At 55.9% G+C, this 15,119-nt stretch carries 11 protein-coding genes; 7 read left to right on the top strand and 4 right to left on the bottom strand.

The annotated features are described in order from the left end of the window. The first annotated feature begins 16 nt into the window (after positions 1–16). Both Q0915_RS13630 and Q0915_RS13625 read left to right on the top strand, forming a co-directional pair. Positions 17–514 carry a hypothetical protein gene (locus Q0915_RS13630; RefSeq protein WP_299472071.1) on the top strand — a complete coding sequence of 166 codons (498 nt, stop codon included), beginning with the start codon at positions 17–19 and terminating at the stop codon, positions 512–514. Positions 515–667: 153 nt separating this feature from the next. Next, entirely contained in the window at positions 668–1,675 is a 1,008-nt protein-coding gene (locus Q0915_RS13625; RefSeq protein WP_299472070.1) for a T3SS effector HopA1 family protein, read from the top strand. A 329-nt stretch (positions 1,676–2,004) separates the two neighbouring features. Here Q0915_RS13625 and Q0915_RS13620 read toward each other — a convergent pair whose 3' ends face one another. Then, positions 2,005–2,343, bottom strand: a complete 339-nt coding sequence (locus Q0915_RS13620) for an ATP-binding protein (protein ID WP_299472069.1) — start codon at positions 2,341–2,343, stop codon at positions 2,005–2,007. Between the two features lie 312 nt (positions 2,344–2,655). Here Q0915_RS13620 and Q0915_RS13615 point away from each other — a divergent pair, with 312 nt between their 5' ends. Further along, on the top strand, positions 2,656–3,726 hold the full coding sequence (locus tag Q0915_RS13615; RefSeq protein ID WP_299472068.1) for a hypothetical protein: 1,071 nt from the start codon (positions 2,656–2,658) through the stop codon (positions 3,724–3,726). Between the two features lie 74 nt (positions 3,727–3,800). Here Q0915_RS13615 and ppk2 read toward each other — a convergent pair whose 3' ends face one another. The 3 genes from ppk2 to pepN all read right to left on the bottom strand — a co-directional run bounded on the left by ppk2 (position 3,801) and on the right by pepN (position 10,379). Further along, positions 3,801–4,853, bottom strand: a complete 1,053-nt coding sequence (gene ppk2, locus Q0915_RS13610) for a polyphosphate kinase 2 (RefSeq protein ID WP_299472067.1) — start codon at positions 4,851–4,853, stop codon at positions 3,801–3,803. A gap of 368 nt (positions 4,854–5,221) precedes the next feature. After that, positions 5,222–7,573, bottom strand: coding sequence for a PAS domain-containing sensor histidine kinase (locus Q0915_RS13605; RefSeq protein WP_299472066.1), 2,352 nt, complete (start codon positions 7,571–7,573; stop codon positions 5,222–5,224). 157 nt (positions 7,574–7,730) lie between these two features. After that, positions 7,731–10,379, bottom strand: coding sequence for an aminopeptidase N (gene pepN, locus Q0915_RS13600; RefSeq protein WP_299472065.1), 2,649 nt, complete (start codon positions 10,377–10,379; stop codon positions 7,731–7,733). Between the two features lie 223 nt (positions 10,380–10,602). Here pepN and Q0915_RS13595 point away from each other — a divergent pair, with 223 nt between their 5' ends. The 4 genes from Q0915_RS13595 to Q0915_RS13580 all read left to right on the top strand — a co-directional run bounded on the left by Q0915_RS13595 (position 10,603) and on the right by Q0915_RS13580 (position 14,931). Next, on the top strand, positions 10,603–11,100 hold the full coding sequence (locus Q0915_RS13595) for a class I SAM-dependent methyltransferase (protein WP_299472064.1): 498 nt from the start codon (positions 10,603–10,605) through the stop codon (positions 11,098–11,100). A gap of 31 nt (positions 11,101–11,131) precedes the next feature. Further along, positions 11,132–12,328, top strand: a complete 1,197-nt coding sequence (locus Q0915_RS13590) for a CaiB/BaiF CoA-transferase family protein (protein ID WP_299472063.1) — start codon at positions 11,132–11,134, stop codon at positions 12,326–12,328. A 27-nt stretch (positions 12,329–12,355) separates the two neighbouring features. Beyond that, positions 12,356–12,940: an NUDIX domain-containing protein gene (locus tag Q0915_RS13585; protein ID WP_299472062.1), complete on the top strand. Its 585-nt coding sequence runs from the start codon at positions 12,356–12,358 to the stop codon at positions 12,938–12,940. A 110-nt stretch (positions 12,941–13,050) separates the two neighbouring features. Then, on the top strand, positions 13,051–14,931 hold the full coding sequence (locus tag Q0915_RS13580; protein WP_299472061.1) for an adenylate/guanylate cyclase domain-containing protein: 1,881 nt from the start codon (positions 13,051–13,053) through the stop codon (positions 14,929–14,931). Positions 14,932–15,119 lie beyond the last annotated feature (188 nt).

Genomic DNA, 15,119 nt, shown 5'->3' with positions numbered 1-15,119 from the left:
AGTCGAGTGACGGACCATGGCAAACACAAGATCGCTGTTGGGCTGGTTGCTCTCCAGCCTGCATGACAAGGGCTTTGATTGTGTCGTGTTCGGCGGGTGGGCGGAAGAGCTTCTTGGACTGCAAGAAGCGTGGTGCCATAGCGATATCGACCTGCTCCTTGTGGCAGAGAATTTTGATAGTCTCGACACGGTGACTGCCGACGCCACGACTGCCTTTCAGGAAATTCCGGGCAAGAGGTTCAAACACAAGAGAGCCTTCCTCTGCCGGGATGTCATGTGCGAGATAATTCTCGTGCGAGAATCGAGGGTCGGTCTAGCGACGGACTTTTGGGGTGATACGCGGTTTTATCGGCACTCTCCGTTGGCTGTCGAAACAGCAATTGAATTGCACGGCACATCAGTCCAGGTCACTTCCGCGCAAAATCTTGCAAAATATCGAAGCGAACGAAGCACTTTGCGACCAGATAGGTGGCGCGACCCGGCATCGCTGGAGCCCCGCAAAGCGTTCGAATAAGATTGCAGCTATTCGCTGCCCCCCGAGCCGACCTTGATCTTTTGGAACGTGCTCCAGCGCTCACTACCCGAATTTGAGTGTGATCCGCGGCACTCCGATACACTCCAGTATTCCCCCATTTTTCTAGCAACGATAACGCTAGAGGGAAATACAATGGCACTCCATCGTGATTTGCAAACCGTGGTTGATTGGGCCTGGCTGAGACGTGCGGATCTGATGCGCAAGGCTCTGGCCACCGGTCAGCCGAAAGGGCTGACGCACCTGGATCGGGGTAACCGCGCGGTCGATGAAATCTATGGCTACATCTGCGGCGCGACCGCCCGCAATCAGCCATCCAGGAGGACAATGGAGAAGTTCTCTGAAACGCTGAGCAGAAAGCTTCAAAACTATCTCCGCGATGCCGAATACATTTGTCAGACCTACGACATGAACCGTATGAGGAGCCTGAACGACTTTCCGGAGTGGAGTGACTGGGTCGGTGCATTCATCCACGTCATGGCCCCGAACAACATCGTGTGCCGGGAACGTGTCTATCTCAATCTGAAGGAAGAGACGCGCGCCAATGCATTCAGTGCGATCCTGAAGAAGATCTGGCATCTGCCCGGTTTGTACAGCGCGAAGGTCGCCGCGCCTGGTTCGAGAAAGACCGACACGGTCGTGATTTACTGTGACACCCGGGAAACACGGGAAGAGGTCGTTAGGATCGTCAAAAAGTATCAGCGAAGACACATGAGCTACTTCGATTCACAACTGCCAAAATTGGTAGCGTCTGATGGAAAGGGCATCGGACATGGCGCTGAACCGCCGGATATGCATCCGGAGCGCCCGAACAGCCAGACGTTCGCAGAAGGTGATACTGACGGACAGAGTTTCGGATATTATCGCGCAACCCTCATCTTCATCGCGCTTGAGCGTACGCAGTTTCCGGAGAGTATGAACCAGGACTTCAGAAGAGCAGGTATCAATCTGAGCAAAATTCAGAACGCCAACCCGAGACACGGAATGCGGGTGGACGTCGACGGCGAGCAGAGAAAACAGGTAAATGCCGTCAGAAACATGGCGCAGAAAATGGATTTCGAACGTCGGGTCGAAGAGGTTTTCCGGCTCGCCGGACTGAGCGCAGAGCACCCGGAAACACAGGGAGCCGTTATCGCGAGCTAGGGTATGGACCCAGAAATGAAGCTGATTTGGCGACAGAAATGGCAAATTCTCGCGAGGAAACGTGCGAAGAGCGGGCTTTGTGCCCGGTCAAGCACGTTGACGCTGCGAGGTGAAGCCATTTTGCCGTCCTTCGGATTTGGCCGTTTTGGCCACCTGGCACGTCGCGAAAGGCTTGAAAATGAACCACATTTCCTACACTTTCGCTCCTTTCATCTGGTCAAAACGATTCAAACCAAATCAACTTCATTTGTGGGTCCGTACCCTAGGCTCCAGGTGCTCCTCCGCTGCCTGCAGATTGAAGTAAGCAAGAATGCAAGGGGTGCCACCGCTCAGTTGGTATCGCGTTCCGCAATCGGAAGCGTGAAGCTGACGGTGGTGCCTTGTTTGACACTTGAATGAACTTTCAGGCTGCCACTGTGGAGTTCGACAAGCGAATGGGCGATGGCCAGACACAGTTCGGAGCCTCGTTGCGTCTTCGTAATCTGGTTTTCCATCTGGACAAACGGCAGAGCGAGGCGCTCGGTATCAGGCGCGGAAATTCCGACGCCGATATCTGAAACCTCCGTTATAGGCGAGATGTTCTTTTTCGTCGCTGAACCCGTCACGATGCGACTGGCATCTTCCACGGCCGACGCGGCGTAGACGATTTCTGTTGCTGCGACTGACAATGTCGGGAACTTTTCACCCGCCGAAGCAAACCGCGGCGTTCTTGATCTTCTCGTACAGGCGCCCAGAAGCCCCACGTTTGCGCGACTTGAGATGCAACTTGGCTATCTACGGGCAAGAGTGCGCCAGCGCTTGTGCAGCTGATCAGCGAAGTTGCAGTGGTCGAAAGCCGATGCCCGGCAGGCGATCGCAAATTGGAACTCAAGGTTCGGCGCCATCAATTCCGGCGCGAAATTGGGTGTGACACCCGGCACTCCGAAACACTCCAGCATTTCCCCATTTTCCTAGCAACAATAACGCTAGAGGGAAATAAAATGGCCTTTCATCGAGAACTGAGGGAAATGGTGGACTGGACGTGGACGAACAGAAACGAAATCATGACCGCCGCTTTGAACAATGCGATGCAGGAGAAGGGGCACACGCACCGGATGATGTCGCCAGCGGAACCCAATGCACCCGGGCGTACTATCAACCTTGGCATAGACATGATCTATCGTCATTACAGCGCCGCCGGTAATAGAGGGCAGGAGCAGCCGACTGCAATTGTCATCGAGAATTTCCTGCGCGAGCTGAACCGCCGCCTGAACAATCAGCTCAAACCTGAACCCCATGTGATCCTGCAGACCGGCGGGGCGTGGGTTGAGCTGGGTGCGTTCAATCGCCTTATGAACAGAACAGACATAATCGGAAGCTATATTCACTTTAACAAGAAAGACGGGATTTGCCTGGAACGGGTCTACATCAACCTGAAAGAAGAAAACCGTGGCACATCTTTCGGTGGCATAATGCTCAAGATCTGGGGCATCAGTGGTGTATTGTCAGTCAAAGTTGCAGCGCCTGGCTCCGTCGGGGCTGACTCTGCCGTCGTCTATTGCGCCACCAGTTCTGCGCGCAAAAAAGTCATCAGTAAACTCAAGAAATACCAACGGGCGAAGCCACGTCATTTCAACGGCGAACTTCCCAAGCTTGTGGCCTCTGCCGGTGTCCCTGGAGTCGGATATGGCGCAGAGCCACCGAGCAAGCAACCAATGCGTCCGGACAGCCAGACGTTCTCCGCTGTCGATGCCTCACAGAGTTTCGGCATGTATCGCGCATCACTGATTTTCATTGCGCTGGAGCGAACGGTGTTTCCAAAAGAAGTCCAATTTGATCCGAAACAGGGGCTTAACTTCGAGCGCATCGTCAGAAACCAGAAAAAAGAGTTTGAACAGAGAGTTCAGACACTTTTTGAGCGTGGTGGCCTCTCCGTCAAATATCCACATAAACAGAAGAAGGTGAAATTCGACACAGAAGTAGAAGTGGTAATGCCGCCACCTGCAGGACCGCCACCACCACCGCCAGGGCCGCCGCCTAATGTTCAGCGGGATCTGCATGTAAGTCTCTGAAACCGCAGCAGTTCAAGCGCGCAAAGGAGGATGCAGCATCTCCTTTGCGCCTTCCTCGTCTGTATTGCACCGGACTATTCGACTTTCACTTGCCGCCCTGCGTCATAGTCTTCCAACGTCTGGTAAAAAACATCGGCAGGTCCGACGATCTTGGGATCCGGATCCAGATCGATCTGTACATCGGCTCCAGGGTAGGGAAGGGAGCGGATGAAGTTACGCATACAGTTGAGGCGCGCCCGCTTCTTGTCGTCAGACCTCACGACGGTCCATGGCGCATCGGCTGTGTGCGTGTAGAAAAACATGTTTTCTTTGGCTTCGGAATAATCGTCCCACATGTCGAGAGACTGAACATCTATCGGGCTCAGCTTCCAGTGCTTCAATGGATCGGTATTGCGTGCCTGAAACCTCCGCAGCTGTTCTTCCCTGCTTACGGAGAACCAGAACTTGAATAGACGTATGCCGCTTCGAACAAGCATGCGCTCGAATTCCGGAACCTGGCGCATGAACTCCATGTATTCGGCTGGTGAACAGAAGCCCATCACCTTTTCGACGCCGGCGCGATTGTACCAGGACCGGTCGAAGAGAACGATTTCACCCTTGGTCGGCAAATGGCGCACATACCGCTGAAAATACCACTGCCCTTTTTCCGCTTCCGAAGGCTTTTCAAGAGCAACCACCCGGGCGCCACGAGGGTTCAGGTGTTCCATGAAACGCTTGATCGTACCACCCTTGCCGGCTGCGTCACGCCCCTCGAAAATAACGACTATTCTTTGGCCGCTGTCCTTCACCCAGTTCTGGACTTTCAGGAGCTCAATTTGCAGCTCTTGCTTGCGAGCTTCGTACTGATCCCGGCGCATGCGCCGCTTGTACGGGTAGTTGGCCGGAAGTTGCGCATTGTTGCTTTTCGAGAGTGAGCGTTCATGCAACACCAGCGCCGGACTTTTGTGTATTGTCCGGCGGTGCGAGGCCTTGGTTCCGGAACCTTTTGAAGCAGGAACCGACTTGGGTCTGGACGCGCTCTTCTGCGGTTTCGAAGTTGGCTCGTCAGCAGGAGCGGCGGGCGTTGCCGAGGTTTCCTGTGTCAATTCGTTGGCTGCGGCACGTTCTTCTTTCGATTTCGATTTCATGGGTCCCCCTTTTCGGCATTCAAAGGCACACCTGGCGGCCGAGGTTCCGCGCTTTCAGATGTATCGGTTTGTGCGGTGCACGCCGTTTGATTGGGAAACACTGGAACAGGAAAAGCATTGACCTCGAACAAATCCGCAGCACTTTTCTGCGAGTGATACGGCAAAGCCGCTCGAAATTGCGCGGGGCCAAATGGTCCGATCCCAATCGAGGAATTTTGCGATACAGGAGAACTTCAAGAGAGCCGGTTTTGCGCGGCTACGCGATAAGTGAGCTTTGCCGCGCGAGGTGGTTTTCGCGCACCGTCGCTTCTTGCCTTTGATGAGCCAAGTTAGTTGGAGACAGCGCCATCCGTACCGGAAGCGAAATATCAGTTCTCGTTTTCCGCCAGCGGCAGCGTAAAGCTCACTGTGGTGCCCTTTTTGACTTCCGAATGGATTTTCAGGCTGCCACCGTGCAGTTCAACCAGTGAACGGGCGATGGCAAGACCCAATCCGGAGCCTTGGTGCGTCTTGGTGAACTGGTTTTCCACCTGGACAAACGGCTGGGCGAGGCGTTCGATGTCCCGCTCGGAAATTCCGATCCCGGTGTCGGTGACTTCAAAGCGCAGCCTGTCGCCGCGCGGCTGGGCCTTGAGCGCGACCACACCACTGTCGGATGTGAATTTCACCGCATTGGCGAGCAGGTTCAACAGGATCTGTTTCAGCGCACGTTTGTCGGCATGAACCGAAAGGTCGTCCGCAACGTTGGTGGTGACCGAGATATTCTTTTCCGTGGCTGCGCCCGTCACGATACGACTCGCGTCCTCGGCTGCAGAAGCAGCGTTGACGATTTCGGTGTCGATGGACATGCGTCCGGCCTCGATCTTCGACATGTCGAGAATGTCGTTGATCACGTTGAGCAGATAGGTTCCCGACGAATAGATGTCTTTGCAATAATCGCTATAGCGCTCTGTCCCGATCGGGCCGAACATCTCCTGGGTCATGATGTCGGAAAAGCCGATAATAGCGTTGAGCGGCGTTCTGAGCTCGTGGGAAATATTGGCAAGAAATTCGGACTTGGCCTTGTTGGCAGCCTCGGCGCGAGTCTTTTCTTCCTGGTACTTGTCCGCCATTTCGACCAGTTGGCGCGCCTGGAATTCGAGTGTCTGGCGGGACTTTTGCAAATCGGAAACGGTCGCCTTTAGGCGCTTCTCCGATTCCATCAGCTTTTCTTCGTGCTTTTTCAGCGCCGTGATGTCGGTGCCGACGGACACGAAGCCACCGTCCTTTGTGCGCCGTTCGGAAATTTGTAGCCAGCGGCTGTCTTCAAGCTGGGCCTCGTAAGAACCTTCCGGTGCTCCGCCGCGTTGGGTGACAGTCACTGGCTGAGGTGCAATCTCTGCATTGGACGCCGCGGCAATGACGTCCGAATAAGGCGTTCCTGCCTTGACTGCCGAATTTGGGAGACTGTGAAGCGACTGGTAGTTCGAGTTGCAGATCACCAGCTCGTTTTTCGCGTTCCAAAGAACAAATGCCTCTGAAATCGTTTCAATCGCGTCGCGTAGCCGCAGATCCGCCATCCGGCTCTGCTCGGCGAGCTGATGTTGCTCGGTGATGTCGATGCAGATGCCGATGAGATGCGGTTCCGCGCGCCCTGGCTCCGACTGGATCTCACCGCGAGCGCGCAGCCAGATCCAGCTTCCGTCCGCATGCCGCATTCTGAAGGTTTCATCGACCAGGGTCTCGCCGGTCTCTAGCAGATGTTCTGCAAGTCCCAGAAGATCGATATCGTCGGGGTGCGTAATGTCGGCGACATCGGCAAAGCTGAGAATATCGTCTTTGGGCTCGCGCCCTAGCAGCTCATAGAGCGATGACGACCAGAACATTCGCCCACGGGACAGGTCCCAGTCAAAAAGCCCGCAGCGGCCGTGGGTAAGGGCCGTGTCGATGCGCGCGCGCGTCGAGGCGTACATTTCGTCAGCGGATTCAGCACGGGTTGCCTGGCTGAAAAAGCCGTAGATCACCGCAAGAAGAACCAGTGAGGTGCCAACGAACAAGGTGACGTTAGCGGACAGATCGTCCCGCCAATTCGCGTATACGGCGTTTTCGGATTGCAGGACGGCGACCATGCCCAGCTTGCCGTCCAGGTGATGCACGGTCGCCAGATATTGTTGGCTCGTGTCGTCGCGGCCAAGATCCACCGGAATGGAAAGGACACCCGCGCGGGCTCCGAATACAGTCAACGGCTGAGACGGGCTGAGAAGCGCCGTGATCGGTTTGCCTTCCAGCGCCGGGAGCGCTGGTGCCGTTGCGGCAATTGTACCGCTCTTGTCTGCAACGAGAAAAACCCTGGAACGTGCCGTGGCACCTGCTGGCAAGCTGTCGGCAAGCGCACGTTTCAAATTGGTTCGGAAACCGTTCGCCGGAAGCGTATTCTCGATTGCATTCAATCTGTTGGCAGTGACCGTTGCCATCAGGCTCAAGGTTGTCTGGGCAGCGGCCTCGGTATCGGAATGGCTGGTGGCCAGTTCTCCTGCGCGAAAGAGGGCCAGTACAATTATAAAGACAATGGCAAGCCCGGGAATGACACGGCGCATCACGGTATCGGAGCTGAGGATCGTGTCACGGAGGGCGACGAGGGTCGCCGTCAGATGCAGGCTCGCGTTGCCTGCACTTTTTTCCGTCTTCGAATCCTTATCGCCGCGACGCGTGGAAGCGTCGCCAGCCAGTGCTCGCGTCATCGAAAAATTGCCTCAAAGTCCGCCGCATCGGAGCGTGCCCCGAATCACCTCCATTTGAATCAAAACGAAGGTTTTTGTCCAGACCCCGTAAAGAAGAAAATGGTTAACGCTCCCGCTGACTCCCGTGGCTTTTGTTAACCTTTTACAGTAAAGGCGACTATTGCAACGTTCTATCGATGATATCGCGACTGTCCCTAGACAGTTCTTCGCATGACGAAATCTTCAAGAGCGCAGATTCAGCCAACGTAGAACGGTGTGAATCAAGCGCCCTCCAGGAACGGAAGCTGGTCAAAAGTCGCGAAGCTACCTGTGGATTACGTTTGTCTATTTCAAGAACTGATTCGGCAATAAGTTCGAAACCGGCACCATCCGCGCGAGCAAACTGCGTCGGGTTGCCGGTTGCGAAAGATTGCAGAAGGGCCCGTACTCTGTTGGGGTTGGTGACGTCATAAAGGTGTGCATCCGATTTCAGCTGCTTGACCTTCTCGAGTGTGTCCGCACCGGGTGCCGTTGCCTGGACCATCAGCCATTTGTCCATCGCCAGCGAACTTTTCTGGTGGCGTGATTGGAAGGCGCTCAAGGCTTCGTTTTCGGGCGCAAGGTGATCATGAACGAGGAGTGTCAGGCAGGCGAGTCGGTCCGTCATGTTGTTGGCTGCCGTAAATCGCTGCCACACGATCTGTGCGGCATCATCCGCATCCGATACGGCGTAATAGTGGAGAGCCCTGTTGGAGAGGGACCGTTTGCCGGCGGCGGCAGCATCAGGTGAATAAGTACCAGACGGAGCCGCGGCATCCATCGCCTTCAAGAGTTCGGCCTTGTGCTGGAAAGCGATCGCCTTTCGCAACAGGAGCCGCGCGGAATGAATCGCGTCCGGGTCGACATTCTTGCCGATTTCCTGGGCAATGTCCGCTTCGCTCGGCAGCGTGAGCGCAAGCGACTTAAGGGCCGGGTCGAGGCTCTGGTCCTCCAGAACGGATCCGAAAACCTCAACGACTGCGTCGGACACCTCGGCGGTCTCCTGTTTCTGGACACGGTCGGTCAGCCGCAGGAGTTCTTGCATGCAAAGGGTCTGCACAGCCTGCCAGCGATTGAACGGGTCATTGTCATGGGCGGCAAGAAAGCGCAGGTCGTCTTCATGCTGTTGCTGATCAAGGCGAACCGGCGCTGAGAAGTCTCTGAGCAGAGACAGGGTTGGTGGAGACGCAAGGTCGGAAAAGATGACTTCCTGACGTGCCTTGTCCAGCAGCATGACATCTCCGGCAATCTCAATGCCGTTGTCGGAACGCGCAATGATATCCGCGCCGTCTGCACCGAGAAGACCGAACCTGAGCGGGATCAAAGCCGGCTTGCTGGACTTTTGACCGGGGACCGGTGGGATCTCTTGTGAAAGAGACACCGAAAACGTCCGGCTTTTGGGATCGTGGCGTGTTTTCACCGAAATGACGGGCGTCCCTGCCTGTTCGTACCAGAGCGAAAACTGCCGCAGATCGGCCTTCGTTGCATCTTCAAAACATGCCAGAAAGGCTTCGATCGTGGTCGCATCGCCATCATGCCGTTCGAAGTAGAGATCGAGCCCTTCGCGAAAGCCGGTTTCGCCCAATACCGTCTTGAGCATGCGCACGACCTCGGCGCCCTTCTCATAGACGGTTGCCGTATAGAAGTTGTTGATCTCGTGATAGAGACGCGGCCGGACAGGGTGGGCCAGCGGTCCGGCGTCTTCGGGAAACTGGTGAGACTTCAGCAGTCTGACATCCGTGATCCGCTTTACCGGTCTTGAGCGCATGTCCGACGTGAATTCCTGATCCCTGAAAACCGTCAGCCCTTCTTTGAGGCAAAGCTGGAACCAGTCCCGGCAGGTGATCCGGTTTCCCGTCCAGTTGTGGAAATATTCGTGGGCAATGACGGCTTCGATGTTGGCGTAATCCTGGTCGGTCGCCGTTTCCGGATCGGCCAGAACATATTTATCGTTGAAGATATTCAGGCCCTTGTTTTCCATCGCACCCATATTGAAGTCGGATACCGCGACAATATTGAAGACGTCCAGGTCGTATTCGCGGCCATATACCTCTTCGTCCCAACGCATGGACCGTTTGAGCGAATCCATGGCCCAACCGCAAAGGTTTTCGTTGCCGTGTTCGACATAGATGTTCAGCTGAACCGCCTTGCCCGAGGCAGTAGTGAAACTGTCGGGCACCTGCGCCAGATGTCCGGCAACAAGCGCAAAGAGATAGGCGGGTTTTGGATGCGGGTCGTGCCATAGCGCGAAATGGCGGCCGGTATTTTCGATGTCTCCTGTTTCGGCAAGGTTGCCGTTTGCCAAGAGAACCGGGCAATCGGCTTTGGAAGCCTCGATGCGTGTCGTATAGACGGCGAGGACGTCGGGCCGGTCGAGAAAATACGTGATACGGCGGAATCCTTCCGCTTCGCACTGCGTGCAGAACGTTCCGGAAGAACGATAAAGACCCATCAGCTTGGTATTTGACTGCGGATTGATCTTTGTCGTCAGTGACAACTCAAACGGACCGGAAGGCGGTTCCAGGAGTTCGAACCTGTCGGGAGCGGCGTCGTATTGTGAAGTGCTGAGGTCTTCGCCATTAAGGCCTGCACCGGTCAGGATCAGTTCGTCACCGTCCAGAACGAGTGGTGTGCCATCCGTGGTGTCCGGCTGCCGCGTTACGGAAAGCACTGCAGTAACAATGGTCTCAACCGGATCGAGTTGAACTGTCAGGTGAACCTTTTCGATACGGTAGGCGGGCGGTTGATAGTCTTCCAGCCGAATGGCCGGCGCCGTTTCGGATCGCATCGAGGTCTCCTGAAGATGTGTCAAACTGAATGCCGCATTTCTCGGGTCTGGTCGGCATCCCTGGCTAACGCGTTACCATGATCATTGATTGTGGCAAAGTACTGTTTCTTATTCCGTCTCGCCATTCTCGAATTAGGCAGCCCCTGGGGTCTCAAGGCAGGTTTTGACCTTGTGCCAGCCTTTGACTATGTGAAGGGCGTCTTGAGTCACAGGGAAATGTTGAATGAGCCGTCTGGACAGTTTTATCCGCCGCATGACTTCGCAGAAAATTCTGCTGGAATATCTCGTCGACAAGGTCAACGCCGTTGAGGGTCCAGTTTTGGAATTGGGATTGGGGAACGGCCGCACCTACGATCATTTGCGCGAAATCTATCCGGACAAGGAAATCTTCGTTTTCGACTTTGCCATGAACTGCCACCCGAGCTGTGCGCCGGATGCTGATCACATGATCCTTGGCGACATTCGCGATACGCTTGCGTTTTGCGGCCCCCGGGTTGGCGCTCAGGCGTCTTTTGCGCATATCGACATCGGCTCTGCAGACCCCACAAACGATCTGGCGATCGTCAATTGGCTGGAGCCGCTGATCAACGAACGCATGGCTGTCGGCGGCTACGTGCTGACCGCATTGAGGCTCGAAATGCCGAATTTCGAGATCATGGAAAAGCCGGACGGAATTCATCCTGGCCGCTATCACATCTACTGCAAGACGTCCGACGCCTGACGGCCTCTAACAAAATCTTGGAAGAAAAGCCATGTCCGCGCCCCTTGAAGGCATAAAAGTTGTTGAGCTTGCACGCATTCTCGCCGGCCCCTGGACGGGACAGACTCTGGCTGACCTGGGTGCGGACGTGATCAAGGTTGAAAGCCCCCAGGGTGACGACACGCGGGGATGGGGACCTCCCTTCGTCAAGGATGAGACGGGCGAGGAAGGTGATGCGGCCTATTTTCATTCCTGCAATCGCGGCAAACGGTCGGTCGTCGCCGACTTCCGGACAGAAGAGGGGCAGGAAATCGTGCGCCGGCTGGTTGCCGACGCAGATGTACTGATTGAAAACTTCAAGGTCGGCGGCCTGGAGAAATATGGGCTGGACTACGACAGCCTGAAGCAGGTCAATCCAAAGTTGATCTATTGTTCGGTTACAGGGTTTGGTCAAACGGGTCCCTATGCGCATCGCGCCGGATACGACTTCATGATCCAGGGCATGGGCGGCATCATGGACCTGACCGGCAACCCCGACGGCGCACCGCAGAAGATCGGCGTTGCGTTCGCGGATATCTTTACCGGCCTGTACGGTGTCATCGGAATTCTGGCGGCGTTGCGGCGGCGCGATGAAACCGGTGACGGGGAATGGGTCGATATGGCCCTCCTGGACGCCCAGGTGGCCGTTCTGGCAAATCAGGCACTCAATTTTTTCGTATCCGGAAACGCGCCGAAACGGCTGGGCAACGCACACCCCAATATCGTGCCGTATCAGGTCTTCCCCGCAAAGGACGGTCACCTGATCATCGCTGTTGGCAATGATGGCCAGTTCAAAAGGCTGTGCGGGGTTCTCGGGCGTCCCGAACTCGCAGAACAACCGAAATACGCAACCAATGCGGCGCGCGTTGCCGCACGGTCCGAGCTTGTTCCCGTGTTGTGTGAAGAAACGGTAGCGCGCGCAAGGGACGATCTTTTGACCGCACTCGAGATGGAAGGTGTGCCTGCAGGACCGATCAATTCCGTCGAAGATGTCTTCAACGACACGCAGGTCGCCCATAGGGGCATGAGGGTTGACCTGCCCGCAGACGGAGTTGCTGGCGGATCGGTCTCTTCGGTGCGCACGCCGATAACCTTTCGAAACGCTGATTTGGCACTTGATCGCGCCGCACCGTCTTTGGGGGCACATACGCAGGAGGTTCTTGCAGAGCTTGGCCTTGCACCGCCGGACACCAAGACTACGAATTCGTGAGTGGTCTTATTTGGGATATCAATAATTATGCAGAACACCGATTATTTGCGCTTTATCGATCAGACACTCCTGTCTGACAATTGGGGCAAACTGACACGATACCGGTTTGAATACCTGCGCAAGGACGGTTCGTGGCAGGAACAGATCCGGGAAGCCTACGACCGGGGCAACGGCGTAACCTGCCTTCTCTATAACCCGGAGACCGGCTGCGTTCTTTTAACGCGTCAGTTCCGGTTGCCGGTTCTCCTTAATGGCAAAGACCCGTTTCTGATTGAGACACCGGCTGGTTTGCTCGAAGGGGCCAATCCTGAGGACCGCATGCGTTCTGAGTTGATCGAGGAAACCGGCTACGAAGTCTCCGCATTGGAGCATCTGTTCGACGTCCACATGAGCCCGGGCTCGGTGACGGAATTTCTTTCGTTTTACGCCGGAACTTACCATCTTAAGGACAGGGTCGGCGATGGTGGAGGTGAAGTCACCGAAGGCGAGGACATCGAGGTCATGCATGTTCCACTGAAGGAAGCGCTCAAGATGATCCGCTCAGGAGCTATCTGTGACGCAAAGACCATCATGCTATTGCAGGAGCGGGCCTTGCGTGAATTCACGCCATAAGAGCTCGTCGAGCCTTTCTTCAAAAGATTGCGGATCGTGCCGTTCGCCTTAATTTGACGCAAACGGTCTGGCAGGTAAGCTGTTGTGATCAATGAAGGGACCTGTCTCTGATGGCAGAACGAAAGCGCGGCGATCGACGGATCAAGCTCCCGCTGACATCCATTGTCGGCCTGGGGTTCGGCGCGTTTGTTGCACTCGCCATTGGCCTGGTGCTTGGACTGTCCGTGAGCGCGAACTTCAGCAACACGTTTTCACTGCTCAACGACAAAACGATCCTGAGCACGAACGCGCTGGAGGCACAGCTCCGAACCCATTTTGCTTCGGTGCAGAACGCTGTAATCGGGCTGAAGCCTTATTTTGACGACGGAACGCTCGGCCTGGACGACAGAGAACGCACTTTCGAAGACCTGTCGATAGCGCTCAAGTCAAACAGTGACGTGACGACGCTCGTGATGACGTCAAGCGACGGACGGCGCATCGGTATTTACCGGGCGCCCAATGGCAAGCTGTGGCGCATCGAAGCGGACGTTCCACCGCCTGGAATGAACACGACGAAGCTTCCCTCGCTCAATCCCACGAGTGCGCCGACCTGGGGTCCGCTGGTCGAGCACGAAGTGGGGTTGTTTGCGAATGTTTCTGTGCCGCTGGTGAGAGATGATAAGCTGATTGGTACGCTGACTGCGGCAACTTCGATGAAGGACCTGACTCATATTGTCAGAGCCCAGGACGAAGGCTTCACCAACACAATCTTCATTATCGACGGCAGCGGTCGCGTCATAATGCACTCGGACGCGAGCGAACTGCAGACCGGAGGCTCCATCAAGGAGAACTTACCGGACGCCTGGCACAACATCGGAGATCCGGTACTTGCCGCCATGGTCGACGAACAGCCTATCGACGAGTTTCAGAAAGCCGCGGATCTCGGTATCGAAGTGTCCTTTGTCGAAGCGAATGATGATGAATACATCATCATGAAAGCCGCGCTGGACGGGTTCAGCGATCAGCCATGGACAATCGGGCAATATTACCAGAGCGCGACCGTGTCGAGGGAAGTGCGCAGGCTTGCAGGGTCGATGTTCGTCGGTTTCGGTGCGCTGGTAATTTCGGTCCTGATCGCGTTCTGGCTGGGGCGCCGGGTTGCGCGGCCGCTTCGCAATCTCGCTGTACAATCCGAGCGGGTCGGCAGCCTGTCGTTGAACGATGTCGAGCCGATGCCGCGCAGCCGTGTTGCCGAAATCGATCAGGTCGCTCTTGCCTTCAATTCCATGGTTGAAGGCCTGAAGGCCATGAACACCTATGTACCCCGTTCCTTGTTCATTAAGCTGATGCGGCTAGGGGGCGGGCAGGCGGCCGAGGCGCGCGAAGCCGACCTGACGATCCTTTTCACCGACATTGTCGGCTTCACGGCCCTTTCAGAGCACATGAGCGCGGAAGAAACCGCGGGACTGTTGAATGACCACTTCGCCATTCTCGTGGAAGCCGTCGAGGCGGAAGGGGGCACGGTCGACAAATTCCTCGGCGACGGCATGCTTGCATTCTGGGGAGCTCCCGATGAGCGGCCCGATCATGCCGAAGCGGCTGTGAGAACAGCCAGGCGGATCGCGGCCGCGCTGCACGAGTCCAATGTCAACGCCAGAGCCGATGGGCGGCCGGTCATGTTTACGCGCATCGGGATACACTCTGGACCTGCCGTCGTCGGCAATGTCGGGGCGCTTGACCGTTGGAACTATACGGTCGTCGGCGATACCGTGAACGCAGCGGAAAGGCTTCAGACACTTGGCAAGGAAGTGGAAGGCGAGCCGGAAGTCACCATCCTTGCAAGTGCCGATACGGTCTCCAGGCTGCCGGGCGAGGAGCACAAGCGCCCCGTTGGTGCGCATCATCTGCGTGGGCGCAGCGGTTTGATGGAGGTCTACTGGATAGATCCTCACCCCCTTGCACCGACCGGCGAGACTTCGCCGCAAGAGCTTCCTGTATCAGCTGCAGAGTAGCGAAGGTATAACGGCCTCGCTTTTGCCGGATTGACACAAGATTCTGAAAAAAAGACCAGATTCTGATCGTTGTGATACAGGTCACAGCAAATATCTGCAGATTTCTGCATTGCTATCCATCGGCGAATTTGGTTGTCTTGGTGCTGCAAAAAAGGCTTAGTAAGTCTCACGCAGACAATCCTTGCCGG

It is taken from the genome of uncultured Roseibium sp. (assembly GCF_947494555.1).
GTDB lineage: Bacteria > Pseudomonadota > Alphaproteobacteria > Rhizobiales > Stappiaceae > Roseibium.
This window is presented reverse-complemented; position numbering and strand designations above follow the sequence as displayed.

Bases quoted from the DNA above. Each gene is read 5' to 3' on its own strand.
- Q0915_RS13630 (WP_299472071.1), top strand. From the start codon at position 17: ATGGCAAACACAAGATCGCTGTTGGGCTGGTTGCTCTCCAGCCTGCAT.
- Q0915_RS13625 (WP_299472070.1), top strand. From the start codon at position 668: ATGGCACTCCATCGTGATTTGCAAACCGTGGTTGATTGGGCCTGGCTG.
- Q0915_RS13615 (WP_299472068.1), top strand. From the start codon at position 2,656: ATGGCCTTTCATCGAGAACTGAGGGAAATGGTGGACTGGACGTGGACG.
- ppk2 (WP_299472067.1), bottom strand. From the start codon at position 4,853: ATGAAATCGAAATCGAAAGAAGAACGTGCCGCAGCCAACGAATTGACA.
- Q0915_RS13605 (WP_299472066.1), bottom strand. From the start codon at position 7,573: ATGACGCGAGCACTGGCTGGCGACGCTTCCACGCGTCGCGGCGATAAG.
- pepN (WP_299472065.1), bottom strand. From the start codon at position 10,379: ATGCGATCCGAAACGGCGCCGGCCATTCGGCTGGAAGACTATCAACCG.
- Q0915_RS13595 (WP_299472064.1), top strand. From the start codon at position 10,603: ATGAGCCGTCTGGACAGTTTTATCCGCCGCATGACTTCGCAGAAAATT.
- Q0915_RS13590 (WP_299472063.1), top strand. From the start codon at position 11,132: ATGTCCGCGCCCCTTGAAGGCATAAAAGTTGTTGAGCTTGCACGCATT.
- Q0915_RS13585 (WP_299472062.1), top strand. From the start codon at position 12,356: ATGCAGAACACCGATTATTTGCGCTTTATCGATCAGACACTCCTGTCT.
- Q0915_RS13580 (WP_299472061.1), top strand. From the start codon at position 13,051: ATGGCAGAACGAAAGCGCGGCGATCGACGGATCAAGCTCCCGCTGACA.